Raw genomic sequence first — 21,005 nt, forward strand, 5'->3', positions numbered from 1 at the left:
GTCCTGATGCAGAAAAATCGCATCCGCTTTTTTCAATCGATTCAAGCCAAGCTGATTATTATTTACGTTTTGCTGATTTTGATCGCGATGCAGCTCATCGGCGTGTATTTTATCCGTACGCTGGAAAGCTCGCTCAAAAACGAATTTATGGATAACCGCAATAAGCAGGCGCAGCTGCTTGCGCAATATGCGGAGACGTATTTGAGCGAAAGCCAAGATAACAAAAACACGGAAGCCTTGAAGAGGTCGTACGCGGATTTAAACGAGTTCGTCAACCGGTTGTTTGTGATCAGCAATGCGGAAATCCAGGTGATTGATGCGGGCGGTGTAGTCCTTACTACCTCGTTAGCCAGCAATCAATCGGTGATAGGCAATAAAAATACGCAAACCGAGGTCACCCGGGCGCTGCAGGGCATTAAGGACAACCAGCGCATGTTTACGGATTTTGACGGGGTCCGCAAGGTGGTCATCGCCAAACCGATCGGCTCGGGGGTAAGGGTGCTCGGAGCGGTGTATATCATTGCTTCGATGGAAGAGGTATACGATACGATGAACCGGATCAACCGTTTCTTCATATCGGGTACGCTCATCGCGCTTGCGCTGACGGCGCTGCTTGGAGTCATCCTGTCGGCGACGATTACCAATCCGATTAAGGCGATTACGAGACAGGCTACGGCGGTGGCGGAAGGCCGGTTTGACTTTGATGAGCAGATTCGGGTCATGGGTCAAGACGAGATCGGCCAGCTCGGAACGACGTTTAATATTATGGTGAAACGGCTTCGGGAGGCCTTGCTGCTGAACGAAGAGGAAAAAGAGAAGCTGGCCTCGATTTTGTCCAATATGAATGATGGACTGATTGCAACCGATGACCATGGGCGCGTGATTGTGATCAACCGCAGGGCCAAACAAATATTGAAGGTGAACGAGGATACGACGTTGGGGATGCATTTGGGAGAGCTGCTGAATCTAACCCCGGAGACGGCCCAGATGAAGGAAGAAAACGGAAACCGGTTGATGATGCTGCAATTGGTTCACGAACCGGAGGAAGAGCCGGTGTTTGTGCGCGTGACGTTCACCACCATTTACAGTAAAGGAAAAGGCGCGGCCGGAACGATAGCCGTCCTGCAGGATGTCACCGAACAGGAGAAGCTGGAGCAGTCGCGCAGGGAGTTTGTGGCCAATGTGTCTCATGAGCTAAGAACGCCGCTGACGACGATCAAAAGCTATCTGGAGGCCTTGGAGGACGGCGCCATCGAGGAGCCGCAGCTGGCGGCCAAATTCGTAGGCGTGGCGCGTAATGAGACCGAGCGGATGATTCGGCTCGTAACGGACCTGCTGCAGCTGTCCCGGCTCGATTCGAAACAGGCGATCATCAGTAAGGAAACGACGGATGTGGCTGAGATGCTGGAGGAAATGACGGATCGGTTTTCTTTTCAGCTGGAGCAGCGGTCGATTTCTGTTGATTTGGAAGTGGAGCAGGGTGTGGGTGAGATTATGCTCGATCGGGACCGTATAGACCAGGTGCTGGATAACCTCGTGTCGAATGCGATTAAATATACACCGGACGGCGGGCATATCCGGATTCAAGCTACAAGACCGGTACAGTCGGTGCTGGAAATCTCTATACAGGATAACGGCATCGGGATCCCCCGGAAAGATTTGAGCCGGATTTTTGAGCGGTTTTACCGGGTAGATAAGGCACGATCGCGCAGTATGGGGGGGACGGGTCTCGGCTTGTCGATTGCCCGAGAAATAGTGAAAGCCCACGGCGGAACGATTCATTTGGACTCTGAACTCGGCCAGGGGACGCGGATTACGTTCACACTTCCGTATCAACAGGAGGAGGCGACCGGATGATAGAGCAGTTGAAGACGGCGGTACTGACCCTATTGGTTCTGGCAAGTCTGGTGCAAAGCTACTTCCTTGCTTACAGTTATCCGAAGTTTGATCCGCTGATGCCTCCGGATGAATACGTGAAGACCGACATGCTGGGAACGCAGGCCTCGATCGAGGAGATGCTGTTTTCGGATCAATTGGTGCTGCACCTGGGCAATGGGCAGCATACGGTGCTCTATCCCAATACGCAGCAGTATAACGATGTATGGGAGAATGTAAAGCAGCGTTTTATGGAGGATTTCCGTAAGACGAATGCGCTGCAATTAGGCTTGGATTTGGAGGAAGTGGGCAGCAAGCAGCAGGGAGTGGAAATCCGCTTCCGTGACGGGCTGCCTATGAATGTGCTTCAACGGGTGATGCAGCTTAAAGGGGACTTGATTAATGAGAGTGACCTGATTACGCGGATATGGATTTTTGCCAAGGATGCCAACGAGGTTCGTACCATTCTTTTTACCGATACGCCGAACACCTTGTACGAGGTCACGAGGGCGGATTTTACGGTGAAGGATATCGAGCGTTTTGTCACCGTCGACCCTGATTTCATTCCGTATCGCAAGGCAGCCGCTGGCGATTTTTATTTACCGACAAAGCCGCTGCCGATGACAGGGTATCAAATGGGCTTTACGCAATTCACAGCAGATCAGCTGAAGCGAACCTTTTTCGTTGATCCGAGCGTAACACGGAATTTGACGGAGCGGGACGGATCAGAGATCCACACCGATGGCAAGAGAGGATTGCAGCTCAAAAATGAACAGCACTGGATGACCTATTCCGATCCTGTGGCGCCGGCGGACAGCAAATTGAATATTCTCGATAATCTGCTTTCGGCGGTGCAGTTTATTAACCAGCATGGAGGATGGAACGGAACGTATGCGGTGCAAAAGGTGCCTCAGCGGATGCTTTCAAACCATCAGGCCTTTGTTTTTCGCCAATATTATGGATCGTATCCGATCATAAATACGGGCAACGAAAATATGGGGTTTATGAAAATATCGCTGCAAAAAGGGATTGTCGCGAGCTATGAACGTTCGATTATAACCCCCGATACGAAGGAGGTTATCCGCAAAGAAGTTCAGCTTGCCGGCGGTGAACCCCTTGAGCAAAAGCTTGCGCAGTTTACCGGTACAAAGCAGGTGTACTCGGTATTTCCCGGTTACCGGCCCGTTATAAGGGAGCAAACGATGGAGCTGGTGCCTGCATGGGCGGTCGAGCTTCGCGATGGGACGTATGAGTTTCTAGAATAGGGGGAACAACGGATGGATTGGAGCCGGGCCAAAACGATATTGATTATGTCCTTTCTGCTGCTCAATATAGTGTTAGGCATCCAGCTCTGGTCCAGCCGTGCCGACATTCTTGAACTGGAGGCGAACCAGAGCGCGACGGCGGAGGAGCTTCAGCGGCTGGTGAAAAGCAAAAATATTCAAGTGCCCGCGGACATCCCGAAAGAACTGCCGAGGCTAAAGGAAATTGTGGTCAAATTCGACGAGAACCTGACGCCGGAGGAGCCGATTCCGCTTAAAACGCACTTCAAATTCGACCCTCTGATCAACAAGGGGTCCTTCAAGGATGTGCTCGGCCGGACCGGGATTGCGCATGCCGGAGAGTACCAGTTCGATCCAATGACAAGCCTTGGGGGAACCTATGTATTCCATCAGATGTACCGTTCACTTCCGATGTTCGAGGTGCAGCTGGAGCTGATCGAGGAAAACGGGCAGGTGACTGCCTATCGGCAGGGCTATGTGGAGGTGCAGTCCGAAGATGACCAGAAGGAACAAAAGGTCATTTCACCCTATATTGCACTTCGCAGCATGATAGAGAATTATTTGCCGTCGGGTTCTGTCATTACCGGCGTGAGGCTGGGGTATCACGGACAGGTTTACAATTCGCAAACGATGTATATGGTGCCGTCCTGGCGGGTATCGCTCGCCAACGGGGATGTTTATTTTGTTCATGCATTTAACGGTGCGGTGGAAGAACCGCAGCAAAACAATAAGTAAGCGATTGGGAGTTATGGGGATGGGAATGCGTTTTTGTATGCTGGGCAGCGGTTCTACGGGGAACGCCATGGTGGTGGCTGCCGACGAAGGCAAGGTGTTGATCGATGCGGGGCTAAGTGCAAAGAAGGTGGAGCAGCTTATGCAGGAGCGGGGAATGTCGCCGCAGGAGCTGGATGCCATTCTGGTGACGCACGAGCACGCAGATCATATTAAGGGGCTCGGGGCGATCGCGCGCAAGTATGATTTGCCGATTTATGCCAACGAGAAAACGTGGGAAGCTCTCGACAAACAGATCGGCGAGATTGCCGAAGCGAACAAATGCGTTATGCAGACAGGAGAAATTCGCGAATTCGGCTCTCTGCAGATTGAGTCTTACGCCATTTCGCACGATGCCGCAGAGCCTGTGGGCTACTGCTTTTATCATGGGGAAGAAAAGTTAAGTCTGGCAACCGACCTCGGCTATATGAGTTCAAAGGTGAAAGAGAAGATTGAAGATAGCGATGTGCTGATCCTGGAAGCGAATCACGATATCGAGATGCTGCGAATGGGCCGTTATCCCTGGAACATTAAACGTCGTATTCTAAGCGATGTAGGGCATTTATCCAATGAAGCGGCAGGCAGCGGACTGGTGGATGTGGTGACGGCGAAGACGAAGCGGGTATACCTTGCTCATCTGAGCCGGGACCACAATATGATGGATTTGGCCAGGCTGACCGTGAATAATATGGTAGAAGAGCGTCTGGAGCCGGATGATCACCGGGCTAAGCTGATGGATACATATCACGACCGTCCCACGGCCTGGGACCGGCTCAGCGAGGAGTAACCCTCTTCATCCTTCAAAACATTGGATCTGGCGGATCGCTGCGGCATCTTGAATTTCCAAAGCCTGTGCTTTGGCGGAAATCTCCTCCGCAGAGAGTATCCCTTTCTCCATGAGCAGTTCAATGACGGCGCTGAGCAGAAGGGAGTTGCGGTAATGTTCTTCCTTCAGGTCGGCTAATTGACCGATCCATGCGATTTCTTCGAGATGGGAATACATACGGCTGCTGGTCATAGGGCTTAACCTCTCTTATTTTCGGGGATGAAAGACTCATGTTCTTATTCTAGTCCAGTGTGAAGGAAAACATTCCTATTTTTTTAGATTCTCAGAATTCGAGATTTTAAGGTACAATAGTTGAAGCAAAAGATGCGGCTGGGATGATGGCTGAAAAGGTCTGGGATTCGCTGCATCACATCTATGTATGGGAATTGAGGGGGCGGCTGCGGTGAGTTTATTTGACGACGATTTCTATTCAACTAAGGTGTCATACAAGGAATCCTTGCGTTATTCCGCGGGCCGTCTGCCCAAAGGGTGGCTTGGCTGGCTGCTCCCGGCTATCGTCGGAGCGGCAGTTACGGCCGTGCTGTTTGTGCTTTTCGGCGGCGGCTCGTCGGACGATCCGGTGCAGCCGCAAGCGTTGGCTGCCTTTGCTCCCGTCCCGGGGAATGTCGCAGTCGGAGAAGAGAATGACCGGGAAATCAGCGATACGGTTGTAAGCGCCGCGGAGAGAGTATCTCCTACCGTAGTGAGCATCCTGGGTACCCGCCGGGAAGGGGAGAAGGAGCGGGGGAGTTCCATGGGGCTCGGCTCCGGCGTGATGTTCGAACGGGCTGGGGATAAAGTACGCATCGTAACAAACAACCATGTGGTTGACGGCTTTACGAAACTGGATGTCGTGACCATTACCGGTGAGAAAAGGGAGGCAGTCTTGGTCGGCAGCGATCAGATCACGGACTTGGCGGTACTGGAGATCGATGGGAGCGGGATTAAGCAGGTGGCGGAGTTTGGCGATTCCGACGCGCTGCGGGCAGGGGAGACCGCCATCGCGGTAGGCAATCCGCTAGGTCTTGGCTATGCTCCAACCGTTACGAAGGGCATTATCAGCTGGCCGAAGCGGACGATCCCGGTAGCTCTTGGCCGTGAAGGCGAGTTCGATTGGGAGATGGAGGTCATCCAGACCGACGCGGCGATCAATCAAGGCAACAGCGGCGGCGCGCTGGTCAATCTGTCTGGCAAGGTCGTTGGCATTAATACGCTGAAGGTTGCCGATATGGGCGTAGAGGGTCTCGGGTTCGCAATCCCGATTAATCAGGCGAAGACAGTGATTCAGGCGCTGATTACAGATCAAAAGATTAAACGCCCTTATATGGGGGTCGTCACCCAGGATCTCCATTTGTTCGCCGGGACCGAGGACTTGAAGATTCCATCGGATGTCAAGCGCGGCGTCATCGTACTGGAGGTCACTGGACCGGCCAAGGATGCGGGACTCAAAAGCGGAGACGTGATCGTAGAGCTTGACGGTAAGCCGGTGGACGGAACATTGGCTCTGCGCAAATACATATACGGTTATAAGCAGGTGGGTGATAAGCTCGATGTTACCTTTTACCGCGGAGCCAAGAAGAACACCTTGAAGCTGAAGCTGGAGGAGCTGCAGAATCGGTAAGCCATGAGCAGAGTTATCCGCTTGTTAGACCGGTATACATTGAGGTAAACTAGAAAAACATAAGATGATCAATTGTCTGAAGCATTCACGGCTGTTCGGGTTTGTGGGCAAAAGAAAAAGGGGTTTGACGATGTACGTGGTTTGTAAAGATCATTTGGAGCTGGCGATCGATATGTTCGTTGATGAATTCGAGGACGCGCCGGATATTGTCGATTTGGAGGAAGTCCATTTTACGGACTGGACACCCCCGGCGCATTGCGAGCGCTGTTCCGCGCCGGGGCGGTTTTTGGTGGTATAGATGAAAAGAGGCTTATGCCGGAGATGTCGGAAGGCTCGCTTAGGTTAAGCGGTCTTCTTTTTTTGTTTTGTTGGATCGTGAGGAGGATGGATTGGAGTTGAACATTCAAATGATTGCGGTGGGCAAGCTCAAGGAATCTTACCTGAAGCAGGGTATAGCGGAGTATGTAAAGCGGCTTGGCCCCTATGCCAAGCTGCAGATCGTCGAGGTGCCCGACGAGAAGGCGCCGGAGTCCATGAGCGCCGCAGAGGAGGCGCAGGTCAAACAGCGTGAAGGCGAGCGGATCCTTGCGCAGTTGCGGAGCGACGCTTATGTTGTGGCGCTCGCTATCGAGGGCCGTCTGCTTTCGAGCGAGGAGTTCGCGCGGCACGTGCAGGACCTGGCTACATACGGGCGCAGCAGCGTCGCTTTCGTGATCGGCGGTTCGCTTGGCCTCGCTCCCGATGTGCTTGCCCGAGCCGACCTGAAGCTTTCGTTCGGGCGCATGACGCTGCCCCACCAGCTGATGCGTCTTGTGCTGGTGGAGCAGATTTACAGGGCTTTTAAAGTGATGCGGAAAGAACCGTACCATAAATGACGGCTAAATTTTTCGTATGGAAGAGCGTAGAGGCGCGGAAAGAGGCTGGAGCGGGTAAGGTGGAATATGAGATAGATGAGGCCCGATTAGCTTGTTTAGAGGCTAATACGGGCCTTTTAAATAACACGAACAGGGATTCCAGATGACGAACCTTGGCGTGGCAAATCAACAATTCCGCCGCGTGATGATTCGGATGTTCGGGGGGGGTGGCGTAGGGCCTAAGCGAAGTAGGCGGTTCCCTTATGAAACATCACCATCTCTAGCGTCGCGTACAACAATCGCTTTCACTATTTACACCACTATATACGCAGTAGGATATTGACCGGAGTGGGATGACCAAACGAAGACAAAATTGTACCTGGAGGGGAGACTTTGCTTGTAGAAAGCATAAGTCCCTTCGCCGTTTTAAAAAAATGCCTTTATCGTATCCGTAGGTCTCCTGTAACCTTTTTGTTTTGTGATACGCCTATAGAATGAACGCGCGTATCAAACAAAAAGAGGGAGAATCGGTGAACAGGTTCGTTTTCGCCTTATTGGGGCTTTTTCTCTTGGCTCAAACGGTGGCTGGGGTAGTTCAAGAATCCATCCATCCTGTCTATTACCGTGATAAAGCCATCGTGTTGTTGTACCATGATGTCGTGGAAAGTTTTGAACCCGGAAAGCAGAATCATTCTACCGTGACCATCGACCAATTTAGAGAGCACTTGCGTATGTTGAAAGAGAAAGGATTCCGGATCATTACAATGGATGCGTTTGTCCGATTCATGCTAGACGGAAAGCCAGTGCCGGCCAACGCGGTTGTGCTCACCTTTGATGACGGGTATGAATCATTTTACAACGTAGCCTTTCCCGTTTTGCAGGAGTTTGGCGTTACTGCAAGCAATTTTGTGGTAGGCGTTTCATCGGATTTGTTCAATCCGGATGCGGAGCCCCACTTAACTTGGGATCAAATGCGTGAACTCAAAGAGAAAGGCATGGGAATTTACAGCCACACTTATAATCTGCACCGTTATGTTCAGACCGACCTTCAGGGTCAAGTTGGACCGGCTCTAACCTCTCAGTTATATTTGGAGCAGAAAAAGAGACAAGAGGATGAAAATGAGTATCGTAATAGGATATCCACAGATATGAAGTTCATGGAAAAAAGGCTGCAGCAAGAACTGGGTTTCCAGCCGAAGCTTTTGGCTTTTCCATTCGGTGCTTATAATACGGCAGTCGTAGAGGAGGGAGGAAGGGTGGGAATCGAGTTGTTTTTTACAATTGAGGAAGGTATGAACGTGCCCGACAGTCGGTTCGTACGAAGAATCAACGCAGGTGAGCCCTATATGACTGCAGAAGCGTTATGGCATTATATAAAAAATATTTTTGAAAAGCACCAAAATGAAGAACCAAAAACCGATTATAGACGCCTATATAATAGTTGAACAGAAATGAAAGGCGGTACTTTATGGAATCCCAAAGTGAACATCGATTACTTGAAGAAATTCGAAGCGGTAAAAAGGAAGCTTTCGCTAAACTGGTGGAACCATTAATTCCAAAAGCTTATCATACCGCTTTGGCCATTTTGCGCTCACCGCATTTGGCGGAGGAAGCCGTACAAAATGCGATGATCGAAGCGTACCAATCGATCAAGGCAGGCAAGGAAATCCGACATTTTAATGGCTGGTTCAGCCGCGTTATAGCAAACAGGGCATTGGATCTTGTAAGAAAGGAAAACCGATTTGATGGTTTGGATATTGAATCGGTTATCGTAAACGACACTTCCTCATCACCTGTAGAAAAAATACTTCGAAAAGAGCAATCAAGTGAGATTTTGGAAGCGGTCATGTCCTTGGATGTCTATGGTAACTTAAAAACAGGCCAGCAAAATCATTGAAAAACCGGCCACAACCGATAAACCTACTTGGAGAGAAAATCAACAAGTAGGGGCTGGGAGAGAATGATCGCGATGAACACGATGCAACAAATATTAATGATGCATATTCATGAGGGGAGGTCGCGCCGGGAGATTGCAAGATTGACAGGGATCCATCGGGAGACGGTTGGGAAGTACATCAGGCAATATGAGGAAAGGAGACAACAGCTACTAGCTGAGGGGAACAACTCGGTGGATATCCAAGCACTGATTGATGCCCTCACTACCGCGCCCAAGTATACAGTCGGAATTCGACCCAAACGAAAACTGACCGACGAAATGACAGCTAAGATTCAGGCTCATCTGGATGAGAACGAAGTAAAGCGAAGCCAAGGGCAACGCAAACAGCAAAAGAAGGCGGTAGATATCTTCGAGGCACTAGAAGCCGAAGGTATCCAAATCAGCTATAGTACTGTTCTTCGGACGGTTCGTAGTTTGGAACGAAAACCAAAGGAAGCATACATAAAGGCACTGTATGAGCTTGGGGACATTTGCGAATTCGATTGGGGTGAAGTGAAGCTCAAAATTAATGGAAAGTTTCAAACTTTTCAGATGGCAGTCTTCACATCCGCATATGGGAATTACCGTTTTGCATACCTGTTCACCAAGCAAACGACGGAATGCTTCCAAGAAGCACATGCCCTGTTCTTTCAGCATATCGGCGGTGTGTATCGAACCATGGTGTATGACAACATGAAAGTCGCGGTGAAACGGTTCGTCGGAACGGATAAGGAGCCGACACAAGGATTACTCCAACTGTCGCTTTATTACGGCTTTCAATTCCGGTTTTGCAATATTCGCAGCGGCAATGAGAAAGGACATGTGGAACGCAGCGTAGAAGTCGTGCGTCGGAAAGCCTTCGCCTTCCGGCACGAATTTGAATCGCTTGAAGAAGCGAACCAATATTTACAGGAGGTGTGCACTCAGCGCAACCAAAAGCCGCAAACCGAGAATAACGGCCAGACGGCGAAGGAACGACTGGAAGAAGAACGCCCCACCCTTTTGCCTTCCCCGCCCCCGTTTGACGCAGCCCGTGTACTTTACGGGCGGGCGGATAAATACGCGACGATTATGGTGGACCAAAATCGTTACTCCGTACCAGATCATCTGGTTGGAGAATCGATCATGATCAAGGTGTACTCGACCCGAGTGCTTTGTTTTCACCAAGAAACGAAAGTAGCGGAGCATGTACGGTGTACCGGCAGCCATGAGTGGCGGCTGGACTTGAACCATTATTTAGATACGCTAAAGAAAAAACCTGGTGCATTCGCCGGTAGCGCGGCGTGGCAACAGGCTCCCAAAAAGATAAAAACAATCTACGAAAGGTATTATACCAGACGCAACAAGGAATTTGTACAACTATTGCAATATATTCGAGATGATGCCAGTTTCGCGGAGATCGAGCAAGCTATTCAGGAATTGGAGTGGATCCACCCAGCCCATGTAACCACGGATAAAATTAAAGTGCTATGTGCCAAAAACCGAGATCTGGCGCCGGTGGTTCGGACGACACATTCGGAAACCGGCCAAGAGATTGCGGAGCGATCAGTTGAGCATTTGCGCATGTACGATGAATTGTTTGATACTAGGCCGACAGAAACGAAGGAGGGCGCTGCATGAGCCACTCGCCGCGCAAGGCGTTGAAGGAAATGATTCTGGAATACAGCAAAGAATTGCGGCTCCCGATGATTCGTAAGCATTTGGAAGAGCAAATTCAGGAAGCGACTCAACGGGACGCCAGTTACGAAGAATTTCTGACGCAACTTCTCGAAAAGGAATGCGATGCCCGTCGGGAAGCGTCCCGGTACAACCGAATACGGTTGGCGGAATTTACGCACAAAAAATATCTCGAAGATTTGGTTGTCGGGGACTTGCCGGAAGATGCACAGAAGAAGTTAAAACTGTTGAAAACGCTAGATTTTATCCGAGAAGGGCGCAACGTAATTCTGTCCGGAAACCCAGGGACTGGAAAAACGCACATTAGCATCGGGTTAGGTCTGAAAGCTTGCCTGGAGGGTTACAAAGTATGGTTTACAACCGTCCCCCTGCTCGTGAACCGGATCAGGGAATGCCGGTCGGAACAGACTCTACGTGCATTCCAGAACCGTTTCGAGAAGTATGATCTGGTCATAGCTGATGAGATGGGTTACATCTCGTTTGATAAAGAAGGGTCTGAATTATTGTTTACCCATCTGTCACTTCGGGCTGGACGTAAATCGACGATCATTACGACCAATCTGTCCTTTGAACGATGGGGTGAGATTTTTCAAGATCCGGTGATGACCGCTGCGATGATTGACCGGCTGACGCATCAGTCTTACATCGTCAACATGAACGGAAATTCATATCGCATGAAAGAAACAAAGGAGTGGTTGCAAAAACAGCAGTTGGCGTAGCTTTTATTTTTATGCCGCGTGGCCGGAAATTAAATGATTATGTGGCCGGATTTTCAGTTGACAAATACACTTGGATATACAGCAGCGAACGGTCATTGTCCTTTATTATTTTCAAGAAATGAAAATCGATGAGATTGCGAATGTGTTGCATGTTAATGAGGGAACTGTCAAAACCCGGCTTCATCGTGCGAGAATCCGACTTAGCAAATTAGTATCGTTTCCGGACTTAAATACAAAGGTGGCTCAACTATGAAAAATGAATTGCAGTTCAAATCAGAGTTGCAACAGTCCTTATCCAAAGTTGCCGTTCCGAATTCCCTATATCGTTTCGCAAAAGAAGTCCCCGATATTTATGAGAGGGAGCGGGAAACTTCTGTGATCAAAAGTAGACCCAACGGGCGGCACAAGCTCAATCTTTTTTCGATTTTGTCGAAGTCTGCGGCGGCTATTGCCATCTTAACCGGTACATTTTCTGTGGGTGTATCCATGTCCCCCGCATTTGCCGCTTATATGAAAGAAGTCCCCGGATTTGATATTGCTGTTGATTGGCTCAATCACTTAAGAGGTCAAGATGGAGTTCAAGTAGCTATTGAAAACGGGTACACGCCTATTGAGGCGAAAACCGCGCAATTTGGCGGGACCACCGTAACGATAAGTGATATCTATTTAACCGACGAGGAACTATTGTTTAAGGCATTCATTCGCACAAACGAATATGACGTAAGGGATGGCAGAAGCAACGTTCATATTGAAGTCGCTCCGATCAATTTACGAGGTGGTGGTTCAACTACGGGCACCACGATTGCCGAAACAACGGATGAAAGCAAAGGACCGGTCCTTCAAGTTTCTTATAAATTTCAGCTACCGGAAAATGCGGCGCGAGAGTTTCTGGCAAAGGAAAAAGAGCTTCAATTTGAAGTGAGGAAGCTTATTTTAAACCGAGAGATTAAACGTGCGGATATCGAGCAAATGGGAATGATTGCTGTTCCAGTCGATCAAAATAAACTGCTTCATAATAAAGTGTACGAACCCAATCAATCGCTTCCAATTGCGGTCTTCGACCCCGATCTGAAGGAACTCATTTTGGAAAAGTTGACCATTCAACCGACAACGATGAATGCGATTCTTTACGATAAAAATGGCTTGACTTTGGATTTCCCGAGAGAAGAGGGGATGGCTCCGTATCTGAAAGATGAGAAGGGAAATGTATACAAGTACGATCCGTCCGGTCCCGCCCTGATGCTGGAGGATGGCAAACAACAGTTGCCGTTTTCGTCGTCAATATTTTTCGAAAAAGATACGGCGGCATTGCAATTGCATATCGGTACGGTTTCGGTAACCGAAAAAGATCCGAGCGGCACCTTCGAACTCTCAAAGAATGATACTTTTCCCAAAACCGTGCAATTTAAAAAAAGACTTATCGTTATTGAGGGAGCGGAGTTCAAAAACGGATACATCCATCTAAAAATTAAAAAGGAATACCCTGATCAAAAGATTTTAGATGGCGTAAGGTTCTATATTCCGGATTATTACGCCGAAATGGCAAAAAATAAGGAAATTGGTAGAAACTTGGATGCCTTGCGTGAGGAGTTCAAGATAGAAGGATGGGAGAGGGCTGAAAGCAGCGATATAGGTTTGCCATACCTTGACCTTTATATCCCCGCACCTATGCTGGACAGCTATACGATCTCATTGCAGCGTGTGAACGCCAAAGTTGCTGTCAATCAAGATTACTTGATAAAATTAAAATAATAATATTCGGGAGTACTGAATATTTTAAAAGCGACCCCCAGTTCCATATTAAATGGTCTGGGGGTTTTATTGTTTTAGATCGCAAAACTGTGAAGATTTAGCCGTTATAGCGTGTAAGGTGAACCGTATCATCGCTAAGGGTAAAATATTAAGGGAGTTCATCAAGTCCCTGAGGCTGTCAGTATTGTTTGATTCAGGCTGTCCAATACGAAGGATTCCAGAGGGGCAATACAATCTAATTGTTGGGCGACCGCTAGACGGCTAAGCAGTGTTGCGGAGTCCTTGTGTAATGCATCGATAGTAAAGTCGAAAAAGAAGATTAATCTTGGTGATCTGCCGCCCGACTCTTCTTGGTGCCTGCGAACAATGACGGCCTCATTTTCATTGTGACTAGTTCCTTATCCATGTTGTCGTACCCCAGCACTCTTCCTCCATTGAACTTGCCTTCCATTGCCCGCTTTTCCATTCCCAGCCTCACTCGGAATTCCAGAGATATATTACGAATGCCTCTTTCCACGTCATTTATATAGCTGAAGATAAGCCTGATTGTTCAGCCAACTGTTCTCGCGTCATTCCTCTGAGTTTACGTACCCTACGAATTTGTTCACCTACCGTTTGCTTGAAATCCATTAAGTATCACCTCAACTTCATCTTAGCAGAGTGTGATTGGGACGATTATCCTATGACAGTGACAATTGAACTACACATAGATGGGCAGCTTGTTGTATAATGTCCTCGTATAGCAACTTCCAAGATTCTACATTTTTTGATAGGGGGTATCACAAAACAGAAAGACACTGAACAAATTGCTCCATGTTACCTATAACGGTCAGGACACTCCAAAGAAAAGGGGAAACAAAAGCAATGAAGAAAATGACAACTCTGCTTATCACCTTTGTATTACTGTTTGGTACAGTCGGCGCGGCGTCAGCGGCACTGCCTGAATACGGAGAGGAGTGGCAAAATGCACCTGCCAATTCGCCGACCGTGTCATTTACTGACCTTCCACCGACGCATTGGGCGTACAAGTACATAGCTGAAATGGTCAACAGAAAAGTGATCGATGGCTATCCTGACAAAAAGTTCCGTCCAGACAACACCATCACACGTGCTGAATTCGCCAAGATCATGCTGACCGCTTCAGGAATTCAAGCGAAAAAGGTGAATTATTCATCGTTTTCTGATATTCCGGTTACAAATTGGGCATCTCCTTTTGTGGAAGCCGTCAAGGACTACATGAGCGGATACCGTACTGCGAGCGGGGAGTATATCTTCAATCCTGCGTCACCTGCATTACGGGAGGATATCACGGTTGCCCTTGTGAAGCTCAAAGGATATGATATGAGCCGCTTGCCCGACCATAGCACGATCCAAGCTATGTTTAAGGACTATGACGGTATCTCCGAGTCTGCTAAGGATTACGTAGCCATCGCAGTGGAAAATGGGCTGGTTTCCGGGTTCCCGGATGAAACGTTCCGTCCGCAAGCAACGGTTACCCGGGCTGAAGCTACGGTAATGCTTTGGCGGGCCTTCCAGTTTGGAAATGACAACAAAACCATAGGCGGCGAACAAACGACCACACCATCTGTACCGCCGGTAACTCAACCGGGTCAAACAACGAACCCAACATCGCCAACAACAAATCCGTCAACACCAAGCAACCCGCAACAACCATCACAGGCGGTGAAATTCAGTGTAGATACTTTAGTTGGCGGTAACGGTCAAGGGGATGTGGACGGGCCTGTACGCATGGCGAAAATCAACGTTGTCGACAGTATGGTTGTCGATAAGAATAACAACGTCTTTTTCTTGGACAGTCAAAAGAAGAAGATTCGCAAATTCAACAGTTCCAATGGAACGGTCGAAACGTACAAGACGATTAACCATGAGTTCAACTGGGATCTCAAGAATGGAAGTCAGGTGACTCACTTCGATTACACAAATTTGATGCCAATGAAACTGGCTTATAACTATGCAAACGATAAGCTGTATTTGGCATCAAATGTTTACCTGCCATCCAAATATGGAACCGATGCTGTTATCTATGATATTTCAACCGGCATCAACATGGCCGCTTATGGGCAAAAGTCCGGACGCTATTATGACTTCATTGCATTCCCAGATAACAACTCTGTTATTTATGGTATAACCGGGGCTCATGAATCGAGCATCTTTCAGGGGCAACTTTCCGCTCAGGCAGACCTTCTCGCCAGCAGTTCAACATACAACGACATTGATGTGTCTGACTATTATGGCTATGCTCCGGTTGCCACGGCATTTGCGACAGACAACAAAGTATTTGTTTTCGGTCGAAGCAAGCTCTATAGTGTTCAGTTATTTCCCCTCAAGGTGGATAAAGTCGTTGATTATGATAATACCCAATATGACAGCGTCACGGCTCACGAGGGCAAATTTTATTTGACCAGCGGAGCTACCATCTACGAATTGAGTACAGATGGAAATATGTCTACCTTTGTAGATGGAAATGACCTTATCTACAATGATGGCCTGCCCATTAAAAAGATCGATCTGATAAGCTTCGATAATAACGGCAATGTCATCCTCTATGATAAAGAAAGCAATGCGATCCGGCGTATCAACCTGTAAAATTCCGCATCATTACAAAGGAGGGAGCTGCGTGCTCCCTCTGCTTTTTTAGTCTGGATTCATGGAGGAAACCGTTTGAACAACAGCTACTACTGCAAGAAATGCCGAATGGATCACGAAATCACGAGTACTATCGGCGTCCGGCATCTGCATCATAATCTCACCGAGAAAGAGATCGCTAATTTCATTAATATCGCCACAACCATCCCTACATATGAGGTAGCCCGTTACGGAATCCCAAATGTGTTCGAGGGAACCGATGCATTTGTACGTGAAGTAAAAATCACTCAGACGCTTCAGGAGAAATTTCCGAATGTGGATGCATTTAAGACAACCGATGGATTGAAAGAGTGGCTTGAAGAGCAGTTGCAGGGAAGCAATAACGCTGCTGCCAATGCCCTAAGCCGCATTCAGGGGGACGCGGCTGGCGAAGTCGATTTCGTTCGGGAAATGCAAGGGCACATCCGCAATATTTTTACGAAAATTGATTTTCCGCGTAACGCGGCTGGCAGAATCGTCAGCAACAACCCCGGCATTGATGCAATAGAGTACAACCGCCTGACCGGGGAGATCATCAACGAGTACCAAGTCAAGACGCTTCGTTCCGCAGACAGCATCAACGAGACGTTGAAGGATTTTCTGAACAACGACCATTACAAACCGACCACTGTCCTTGTTGGCCCACAGGAATTGATTGATCGTGCCCATGAACTAGGCATTCCGAATCCGACAAAGGTGATGGGGACGCTTCAAGACAATCTGGACTCAGCCAATGAGTTGAGCAATAAAATCCTGAACGAGCAGCTTGCCGTTGGGATGACACCGGGTTCGGTTGCAGGTGAAATGATTAGCGGGGCGGCAATCGGAGCAGTTATTTCCGTAACGGTATCCGGCCTCGTCACTTACTTGCAGTATAAATCGGGGAAGATCACATTTGACGAGATGAAGATGAAAATGGCAAAGGACGGTCTAAAAGGGACCATAACCGGAGGTGCGTTGGCAGGCTTATCGTTGTTCATTCCGGGCGGTATCATCGGTGCTGGCGTCGGTTTCGTCGTCGGTGTAACACTTCGCCGGTTGCTGGATGAAGCATACGGCGATGGTATGTTTGGCGGAGTGTTGGAAACAACAAGAGCCGTACATGCTAATGTGAAACTCTTGAACAACGGTACGGTTTACGTCGCACAGCTTACCGAGATGAACGGATATACATTGGCAAAGGCTCTCTCCACCGTTGATGATATGATTGCCGACCGCATGCAGGCCGACAACATCTACACCAAGTTGGAGCGGGACAACGACAATAGGATGCGAATCGACTACAGTCAACAGGCAGACAGCATTCTATCCCGATTGGATAGCATGCGAAACCGTCTGCAAGGAGGACGATAACCTGTGACGCAAATGAATGAAAAAGCAGTTAGCCTCCCAAGCAAACAGCAGGTTAATGAAGTTGTTAAAGAAAACCCGCGGCTGGTTGATCAAAACCAGGTAAAGTCCATTGTTCAACAATCCCTTTCTCAGCTCTCATCTATTGAGCACCGGCTGGATCGGCTTGAAAATCAGGGAGTGATCGGGCGTGTCATTGGATCGATTACCGGTTCCACAAACAAAGAAATGATATCGCTCATGAGGGATTTGACACAAGCCCAACAGACAACAATCAAGCTGGTGCTGACGTTGGCCGTCTACCATGCACAAAATGTCGCGGTCATGGATGAAATCCTGGATGAGTTGGACAAGGCCAAGAGCGTCCATACGCGGACTGCATCGCATATTGAGTTTCTGTACGATCAAGTGCAGATGATCCGGGATACGCATCGACCGCAGAAAAAGCAATTGGCCGGAAGGTGGGCTATGTTTGCGGCAGGGTTGCTTGTATCGGTTATCGTGGCGACATATTTATTCTGGAATTAATAATATTAATATGCTGCGTGTTAGAATGATCAAGGAGCCCATTTTTGGGGCTCCTGTTTCATGTTAGACATATCTATGGTAAAGCAGAGATTGAAGTAGCAGTGGAAAGTAAAGATATATGTCGCAATAACATGACTGACAATTATTCTTGACAAAAGTATTGACAGTACTGCATATAAGTTTTTGTTTTTGAATAAAATTTATTTTTTGTCCGCTTTCATCCTCATTGCTTGTTTGTCTATGTTTTGCGCAACCTCGATCAATTGGTTTATGGGTTGGGTTCCGGCTAAAATAAGTGTAAACCCATTTCGCTGCCAAGTTATATAGCTGGTGCGATCATCCGGATTCTTTGTACTGAATTGATAAGAAAGAACATCCGCTTCCAGTCCGTTTAAATCCGTCGTTGATTTGATAACAGGATTTACACTACTTCCTTCAAACTGTGGAAGGTTAACCGCATTAGGAACGACGTCTAAAAGCATCCCCGATCTGTTAAAGGCATGGATTTCATAGCCTATTCCATTATAATCTGTAACCCGGATGCTCCCCTCTTGATCAGGAATCCGTGGTATTTCCATCCCAATATATTGCTCCATTTCGGAGTAAGCAGTAAATTGCTTGATATTTGGGCCCATTTTATCTATAACGTCAAACGGACCATGATTGCCAAAATGAAACTGCGAACCTCGAAGCAAATGTGGGTCTTCAGGCTGTTTTGAAACATCTTCATAGGTCGCGGAGTATATAAAATGTAAACCTGGTATTTTCATTAGGATCGAAGCCATTGCGGGCGAAGCAAATCCGGAATAAATGATGCAGGAGAAAACAATGGAGGCTGCCGCCGTGGTTTGTACCCAGCCCCACTTTAATCTCTTCTTCGTCTCTGTTTTCGCTTCATTCATTTGTTCAGGCAAGCGTGTTAATACTTCTTCTATACCATTACTGAAAAACTCGGGGACGGAGTTTTTCCTTTTTTGCCTCATATGTCTCAACGCTTGATCGATATTATATTCGTTCATTCACAAAACCTCTTTCGTTGTAGTGATCGCTCATGAATTGGGATAATCTTTTTCGTGCGCGATTAAGCCTGGATTTTATTGTTCCCTCCCTCTGTTCCAAAATCTCGGCGATATCCTTAATCGATAAATCTTCCATATAGTGTAAGAGGATGACAGTCCGATGATCTTCTTCCAAGCTGTTGATTGCTTCCTGCAGTTCAATACGGTTTTCGAAACGTTGATCGGCTGCAGGTTCGACTATTTCCCCTATGGGGATTACTTTTTTACGTGATCGGGCGATGCGCATACATTCCCGAATAAGGATGCGAATCATCCATGTTTTAAAGAAGCGAGGATGGTTCAATGTTGGAAGCGAAACATACGCTTTGATGATCGCCTCCTGCGCTGCGTCTAATTTTTCCTGATCAGATTTCAATATCGACGATGCTATGCGATACAGATTTCCCTCCATATTTTTTATCAATCTCGTAAAAGCATCTCGATCACCTTGCTGAGCTTTCCTTACGTCTTCTTCCATCCAGGTTTTCACCCCCTTGAAGTTATTTTCATCTATTTGAGTCCGTAACTATGGGGAAAGGTTCCCACATCCGTTTAATTTAGATCAACTTTTTTTCATTTTTTATTGAATTCTATGAGCACTCGTGATGTCAATTATTGTTAATTATTATTCTCTAGTAGACAGAAATGAGAATTCGTTTTATGCTAATTTAGTATTTTAGTAAACATCTAGAGAACAGGAGAACTATCATGAGAAAGATACCAGCATCCCAGTCTTCTCCTAAGGCAGGGCTAAGCGAACGGTTTACTTCCACCGGGTTTATTTTGGCGGCAATCGGAAGCTCGGTAGGTTTGGGGAATATGTGGAAGTTTCCCTATATTACAGGACAATACGGTGGAGCCGCATTTTTCCTATTGTTTATCATTTGTCTCATTGTAGCAGGACTGCCGATTTTGCTTGCAGAGTTGACGATCGGCCGCGGAGGAAGGGGCAATGCATCCACTTCCTTGTTTAACCTGTCAGGCAAAAAATATTGGGGCATCCTCGGACTGTTCCCTGTCATAACGGCTTTTCTGGTCATGTCTTATTATGCCGTTGTAGTCGGATGGACATTGCATTATACAGTAGAATCGTTCACGGGCTTGCTGTTTCAATCGGGCGTCGACTATAAAGAGAAATTCGAATCCTTTGCCGGCGGATATATGCCGTTGTTTTGGCAAGCCGTAGTTATGCTGCTCACGGGGTGGATTATAGCCAAAGGCATTTCCGGTGGAATTGAAAAGTTTAATAAGATTTTGATTCCAGGCTTTTTGCTGATTTTGCTTATTCTTATGGTTCGATCCCTTACGCTTCCGGGGGCAGAAGAGGGGGTAAGCTTTTTCTTAAAGCCCGATTTTACAAAACTTAATGCGGAATCGGCGCTAGTGGCACTGGGGCATGCATTCTTCTCCTTATCACTCGGATTCGGCTGTATGCTCACTTACGGGTCTTATGTCAAGAAAGAGCAATCCTTGGGTGCCGCTACGCTAGCTGTTGGATTTGGCGATTTGTTTTACGCGTTGATTGCTGGCCTGGTTATTTTTCCTACCGTTTTCTCCTATGGGCTTCAGCCCGGCGAAGGTGTAGGATTGGTCTTTATGGCACTGCCTGTGGCTTTTTCGCAAATGCCGTTTGGATTTTTCTTTGGGGGCTTATTTTTCCTGCTGCTGGCTATTGCTGCACTAACCTCTGCGGTCTCTATATTAGAAGTGCCCGTAGCATACGTTATGCGCAAATGGCAGCTGAGCCGTAAAAAAGCTTCGGTGTATACATCAATCATCTGTTTTTTAGTGGGTATTCCGTCAACCCTTTCCGTTGCGGGAATCCTCGCCCCATTCCAAATTGGAGGCAAAACGATTTTCAATTTGGTCGATTTTACTACCTCATATATATTAATGCCGCTGGGCGGTCTTATCATTACATTGTTTACCGGGTATGCATGGAAACGTGCAGGTGAGGAAGCGGGACTGTCGGGTATCTGGTATAAGCTATGGATGTTCTTGCTGCGTGTAGTGTCTCCGATCCTGATTGTGCTCATTTTCCTGTATTCGGTAGGGCTGATTTCCTTAAAATAACTATATATGAACAAGAAAAGGGGAACAGGTATACTG

The 21,005-nt window shown here is 47.8% G+C and carries 20 protein-coding genes; 17 read left to right on the forward strand and 3 right to left on the reverse strand.

All coding sequences use genetic code 11. The annotated features are described in order from the left end of the window. Positions 1–6: 6 nt before the first annotated feature. The 4 genes from walK to EXW96_RS00405 are packed head-to-tail and all read left to right on the forward strand — an operon-like array spanning position 7 to position 4,716. Positions 7–1,857 (forward strand): cell wall metabolism sensor histidine kinase WalK, encoded by a 1,851-nt coding sequence (gene walK, locus EXW96_RS00390; protein ID WP_054816958.1) that lies wholly within the window; start codon positions 7–9, stop codon positions 1,855–1,857. Next, positions 1,854–3,140 (forward strand): YycH family regulatory protein, encoded by a 1,287-nt coding sequence (locus EXW96_RS00395; protein WP_074729529.1) that lies wholly within the window; start codon positions 1,854–1,856, stop codon positions 3,138–3,140. The genes walK and EXW96_RS00395 overlap by 4 nt, the downstream gene beginning before the upstream one ends. Before the next feature lie 12 nt (positions 3,141–3,152). Next, positions 3,153–3,893 carry a two-component system regulatory protein YycI gene (yycI, locus tag EXW96_RS00400; protein ID WP_054816960.1) on the forward strand — a complete coding sequence of 247 codons (741 nt, stop codon included), beginning with the start codon at positions 3,153–3,155 and terminating at the stop codon, positions 3,891–3,893. A 19-nt stretch (positions 3,894–3,912) separates the two neighbouring features. Next, positions 3,913–4,716: an MBL fold metallo-hydrolase gene (locus tag EXW96_RS00405; RefSeq protein ID WP_054817051.1), complete on the forward strand. Its 804-nt coding sequence runs from the start codon at positions 3,913–3,915 to the stop codon at positions 4,714–4,716. Between the two features lie 6 nt (positions 4,717–4,722). Here EXW96_RS00405 and EXW96_RS00410 read toward each other — a convergent pair whose 3' ends face one another. Beyond that, entirely contained in the window at positions 4,723–4,947 is a 225-nt protein-coding gene (locus tag EXW96_RS00410; protein ID WP_254611150.1) for a hypothetical protein, read from the reverse strand. A gap of 211 nt (positions 4,948–5,158) precedes the next feature. Between EXW96_RS00410 and EXW96_RS00415 the strand changes: the two genes are divergently transcribed. From EXW96_RS00415 to EXW96_RS00470, 12 genes are all read left to right on the forward strand, one after another. Then, on the forward strand, positions 5,159–6,376 hold the full coding sequence (locus tag EXW96_RS00415; protein ID WP_309224971.1) for a S1C family serine protease: 1,218 nt from the start codon (positions 5,159–5,161) through the stop codon (positions 6,374–6,376). Positions 6,377–6,506: 130 nt separating this feature from the next. After that, positions 6,507–6,674: a CxxH/CxxC protein gene (locus EXW96_RS00420; RefSeq protein ID WP_074729547.1), complete on the forward strand. Its 168-nt coding sequence runs from the start codon at positions 6,507–6,509 to the stop codon at positions 6,672–6,674. A 97-nt stretch (positions 6,675–6,771) separates the two neighbouring features. Continuing rightward, positions 6,772–7,251 (forward strand): 23S rRNA (pseudouridine(1915)-N(3))-methyltransferase RlmH, encoded by a 480-nt coding sequence (gene rlmH / locus EXW96_RS00425; RefSeq protein ID WP_074729546.1) that lies wholly within the window; start codon positions 6,772–6,774, stop codon positions 7,249–7,251. A 509-nt stretch (positions 7,252–7,760) separates the two neighbouring features. Beyond that, positions 7,761–8,675 (forward strand): polysaccharide deacetylase family protein, encoded by a 915-nt coding sequence (locus EXW96_RS00430; RefSeq protein ID WP_309224972.1) that lies wholly within the window; start codon positions 7,761–7,763, stop codon positions 8,673–8,675. 23 nt (positions 8,676–8,698) lie between these two features. After that, positions 8,699–9,127 carry an RNA polymerase sigma factor gene (locus EXW96_RS00435; protein ID WP_174349574.1) on the forward strand — a complete coding sequence of 143 codons (429 nt, stop codon included), beginning with the start codon at positions 8,699–8,701 and terminating at the stop codon, positions 9,125–9,127. 63 nt (positions 9,128–9,190) lie between these two features. Continuing rightward, a complete protein-coding gene (istA, locus tag EXW96_RS00440) occupies positions 9,191–10,786 on the forward strand; it encodes an IS21 family transposase (RefSeq protein WP_155615814.1) in 1,596 nt (531 codons plus the stop codon). Next, positions 10,783–11,562 carry an IS21-like element helper ATPase IstB gene (gene istB / locus EXW96_RS00445; protein WP_174349575.1) on the forward strand — a complete coding sequence of 260 codons (780 nt, stop codon included), beginning with the start codon at positions 10,783–10,785 and terminating at the stop codon, positions 11,560–11,562. The genes istA and istB overlap by 4 nt, the downstream gene beginning before the upstream one ends. A gap of 70 nt (positions 11,563–11,632) precedes the next feature. Continuing rightward, the gene (locus tag EXW96_RS28365; protein WP_174349576.1) at positions 11,633–11,815 is read left to right on the forward strand and encodes an RNA polymerase sigma factor; all 183 of its coding nucleotides are present in this window, start codon (positions 11,633–11,635) and stop codon (positions 11,813–11,815) included. Next, positions 11,812–13,314, forward strand: a complete 1,503-nt coding sequence (locus EXW96_RS00455) for a DUF4179 domain-containing protein (RefSeq protein ID WP_174349577.1) — start codon at positions 11,812–11,814, stop codon at positions 13,312–13,314. The genes EXW96_RS28365 and EXW96_RS00455 overlap by 4 nt, the downstream gene beginning before the upstream one ends. A gap of 864 nt (positions 13,315–14,178) precedes the next feature. Next, a complete protein-coding gene (locus tag EXW96_RS00460) occupies positions 14,179–15,921 on the forward strand; it encodes an S-layer homology domain-containing protein (protein ID WP_174349578.1) in 1,743 nt (580 codons plus the stop codon). 75 nt (positions 15,922–15,996) lie between these two features. Beyond that, positions 15,997–17,313 carry a hypothetical protein gene (locus EXW96_RS00465; protein ID WP_054816968.1) on the forward strand — a complete coding sequence of 439 codons (1,317 nt, stop codon included), beginning with the start codon at positions 15,997–15,999 and terminating at the stop codon, positions 17,311–17,313. 3 nt (positions 17,314–17,316) lie between these two features. Beyond that, positions 17,317–17,838, forward strand: coding sequence for a hypothetical protein (locus EXW96_RS00470; protein ID WP_174349579.1), 522 nt, complete (start codon positions 17,317–17,319; stop codon positions 17,836–17,838). 200 nt (positions 17,839–18,038) lie between these two features. Here the strand turns inward: EXW96_RS00470 and EXW96_RS00475 are convergent, their stop codons facing one another. Together EXW96_RS00475 and EXW96_RS00480 are read right to left on the reverse strand one after the other, a co-directional pair. Next, the gene (locus EXW96_RS00475) at positions 18,039–18,857 is read right to left on the reverse strand and encodes a DUF4179 domain-containing protein (protein WP_174349580.1); all 819 of its coding nucleotides are present in this window, start codon (positions 18,855–18,857) and stop codon (positions 18,039–18,041) included. Continuing rightward, on the reverse strand, positions 18,844–19,374 hold the full coding sequence (locus EXW96_RS00480) for a sigma-70 family RNA polymerase sigma factor (RefSeq protein ID WP_074729520.1): 531 nt from the start codon (positions 19,372–19,374) through the stop codon (positions 18,844–18,846). Before EXW96_RS00480 ends, EXW96_RS00475 begins: the two co-directional genes overlap by 14 nt. A gap of 230 nt (positions 19,375–19,604) precedes the next feature. Between EXW96_RS00480 and EXW96_RS00485 the strand changes: the two genes are divergently transcribed. Continuing rightward, positions 19,605–20,969 carry a sodium-dependent transporter gene (locus tag EXW96_RS00485; RefSeq protein WP_062410225.1) on the forward strand — a complete coding sequence of 455 codons (1,365 nt, stop codon included), beginning with the start codon at positions 19,605–19,607 and terminating at the stop codon, positions 20,967–20,969. The last annotated feature ends 36 nt before the right edge of the window (positions 20,970–21,005 follow it).

The organism is Paenibacillus sp. JMULE4, from assembly GCF_013337105.1.
GTDB lineage: Bacteria > Bacillota > Bacilli > Paenibacillales > NBRC-103111 > Paenibacillus_G > Paenibacillus_G naphthalenovorans.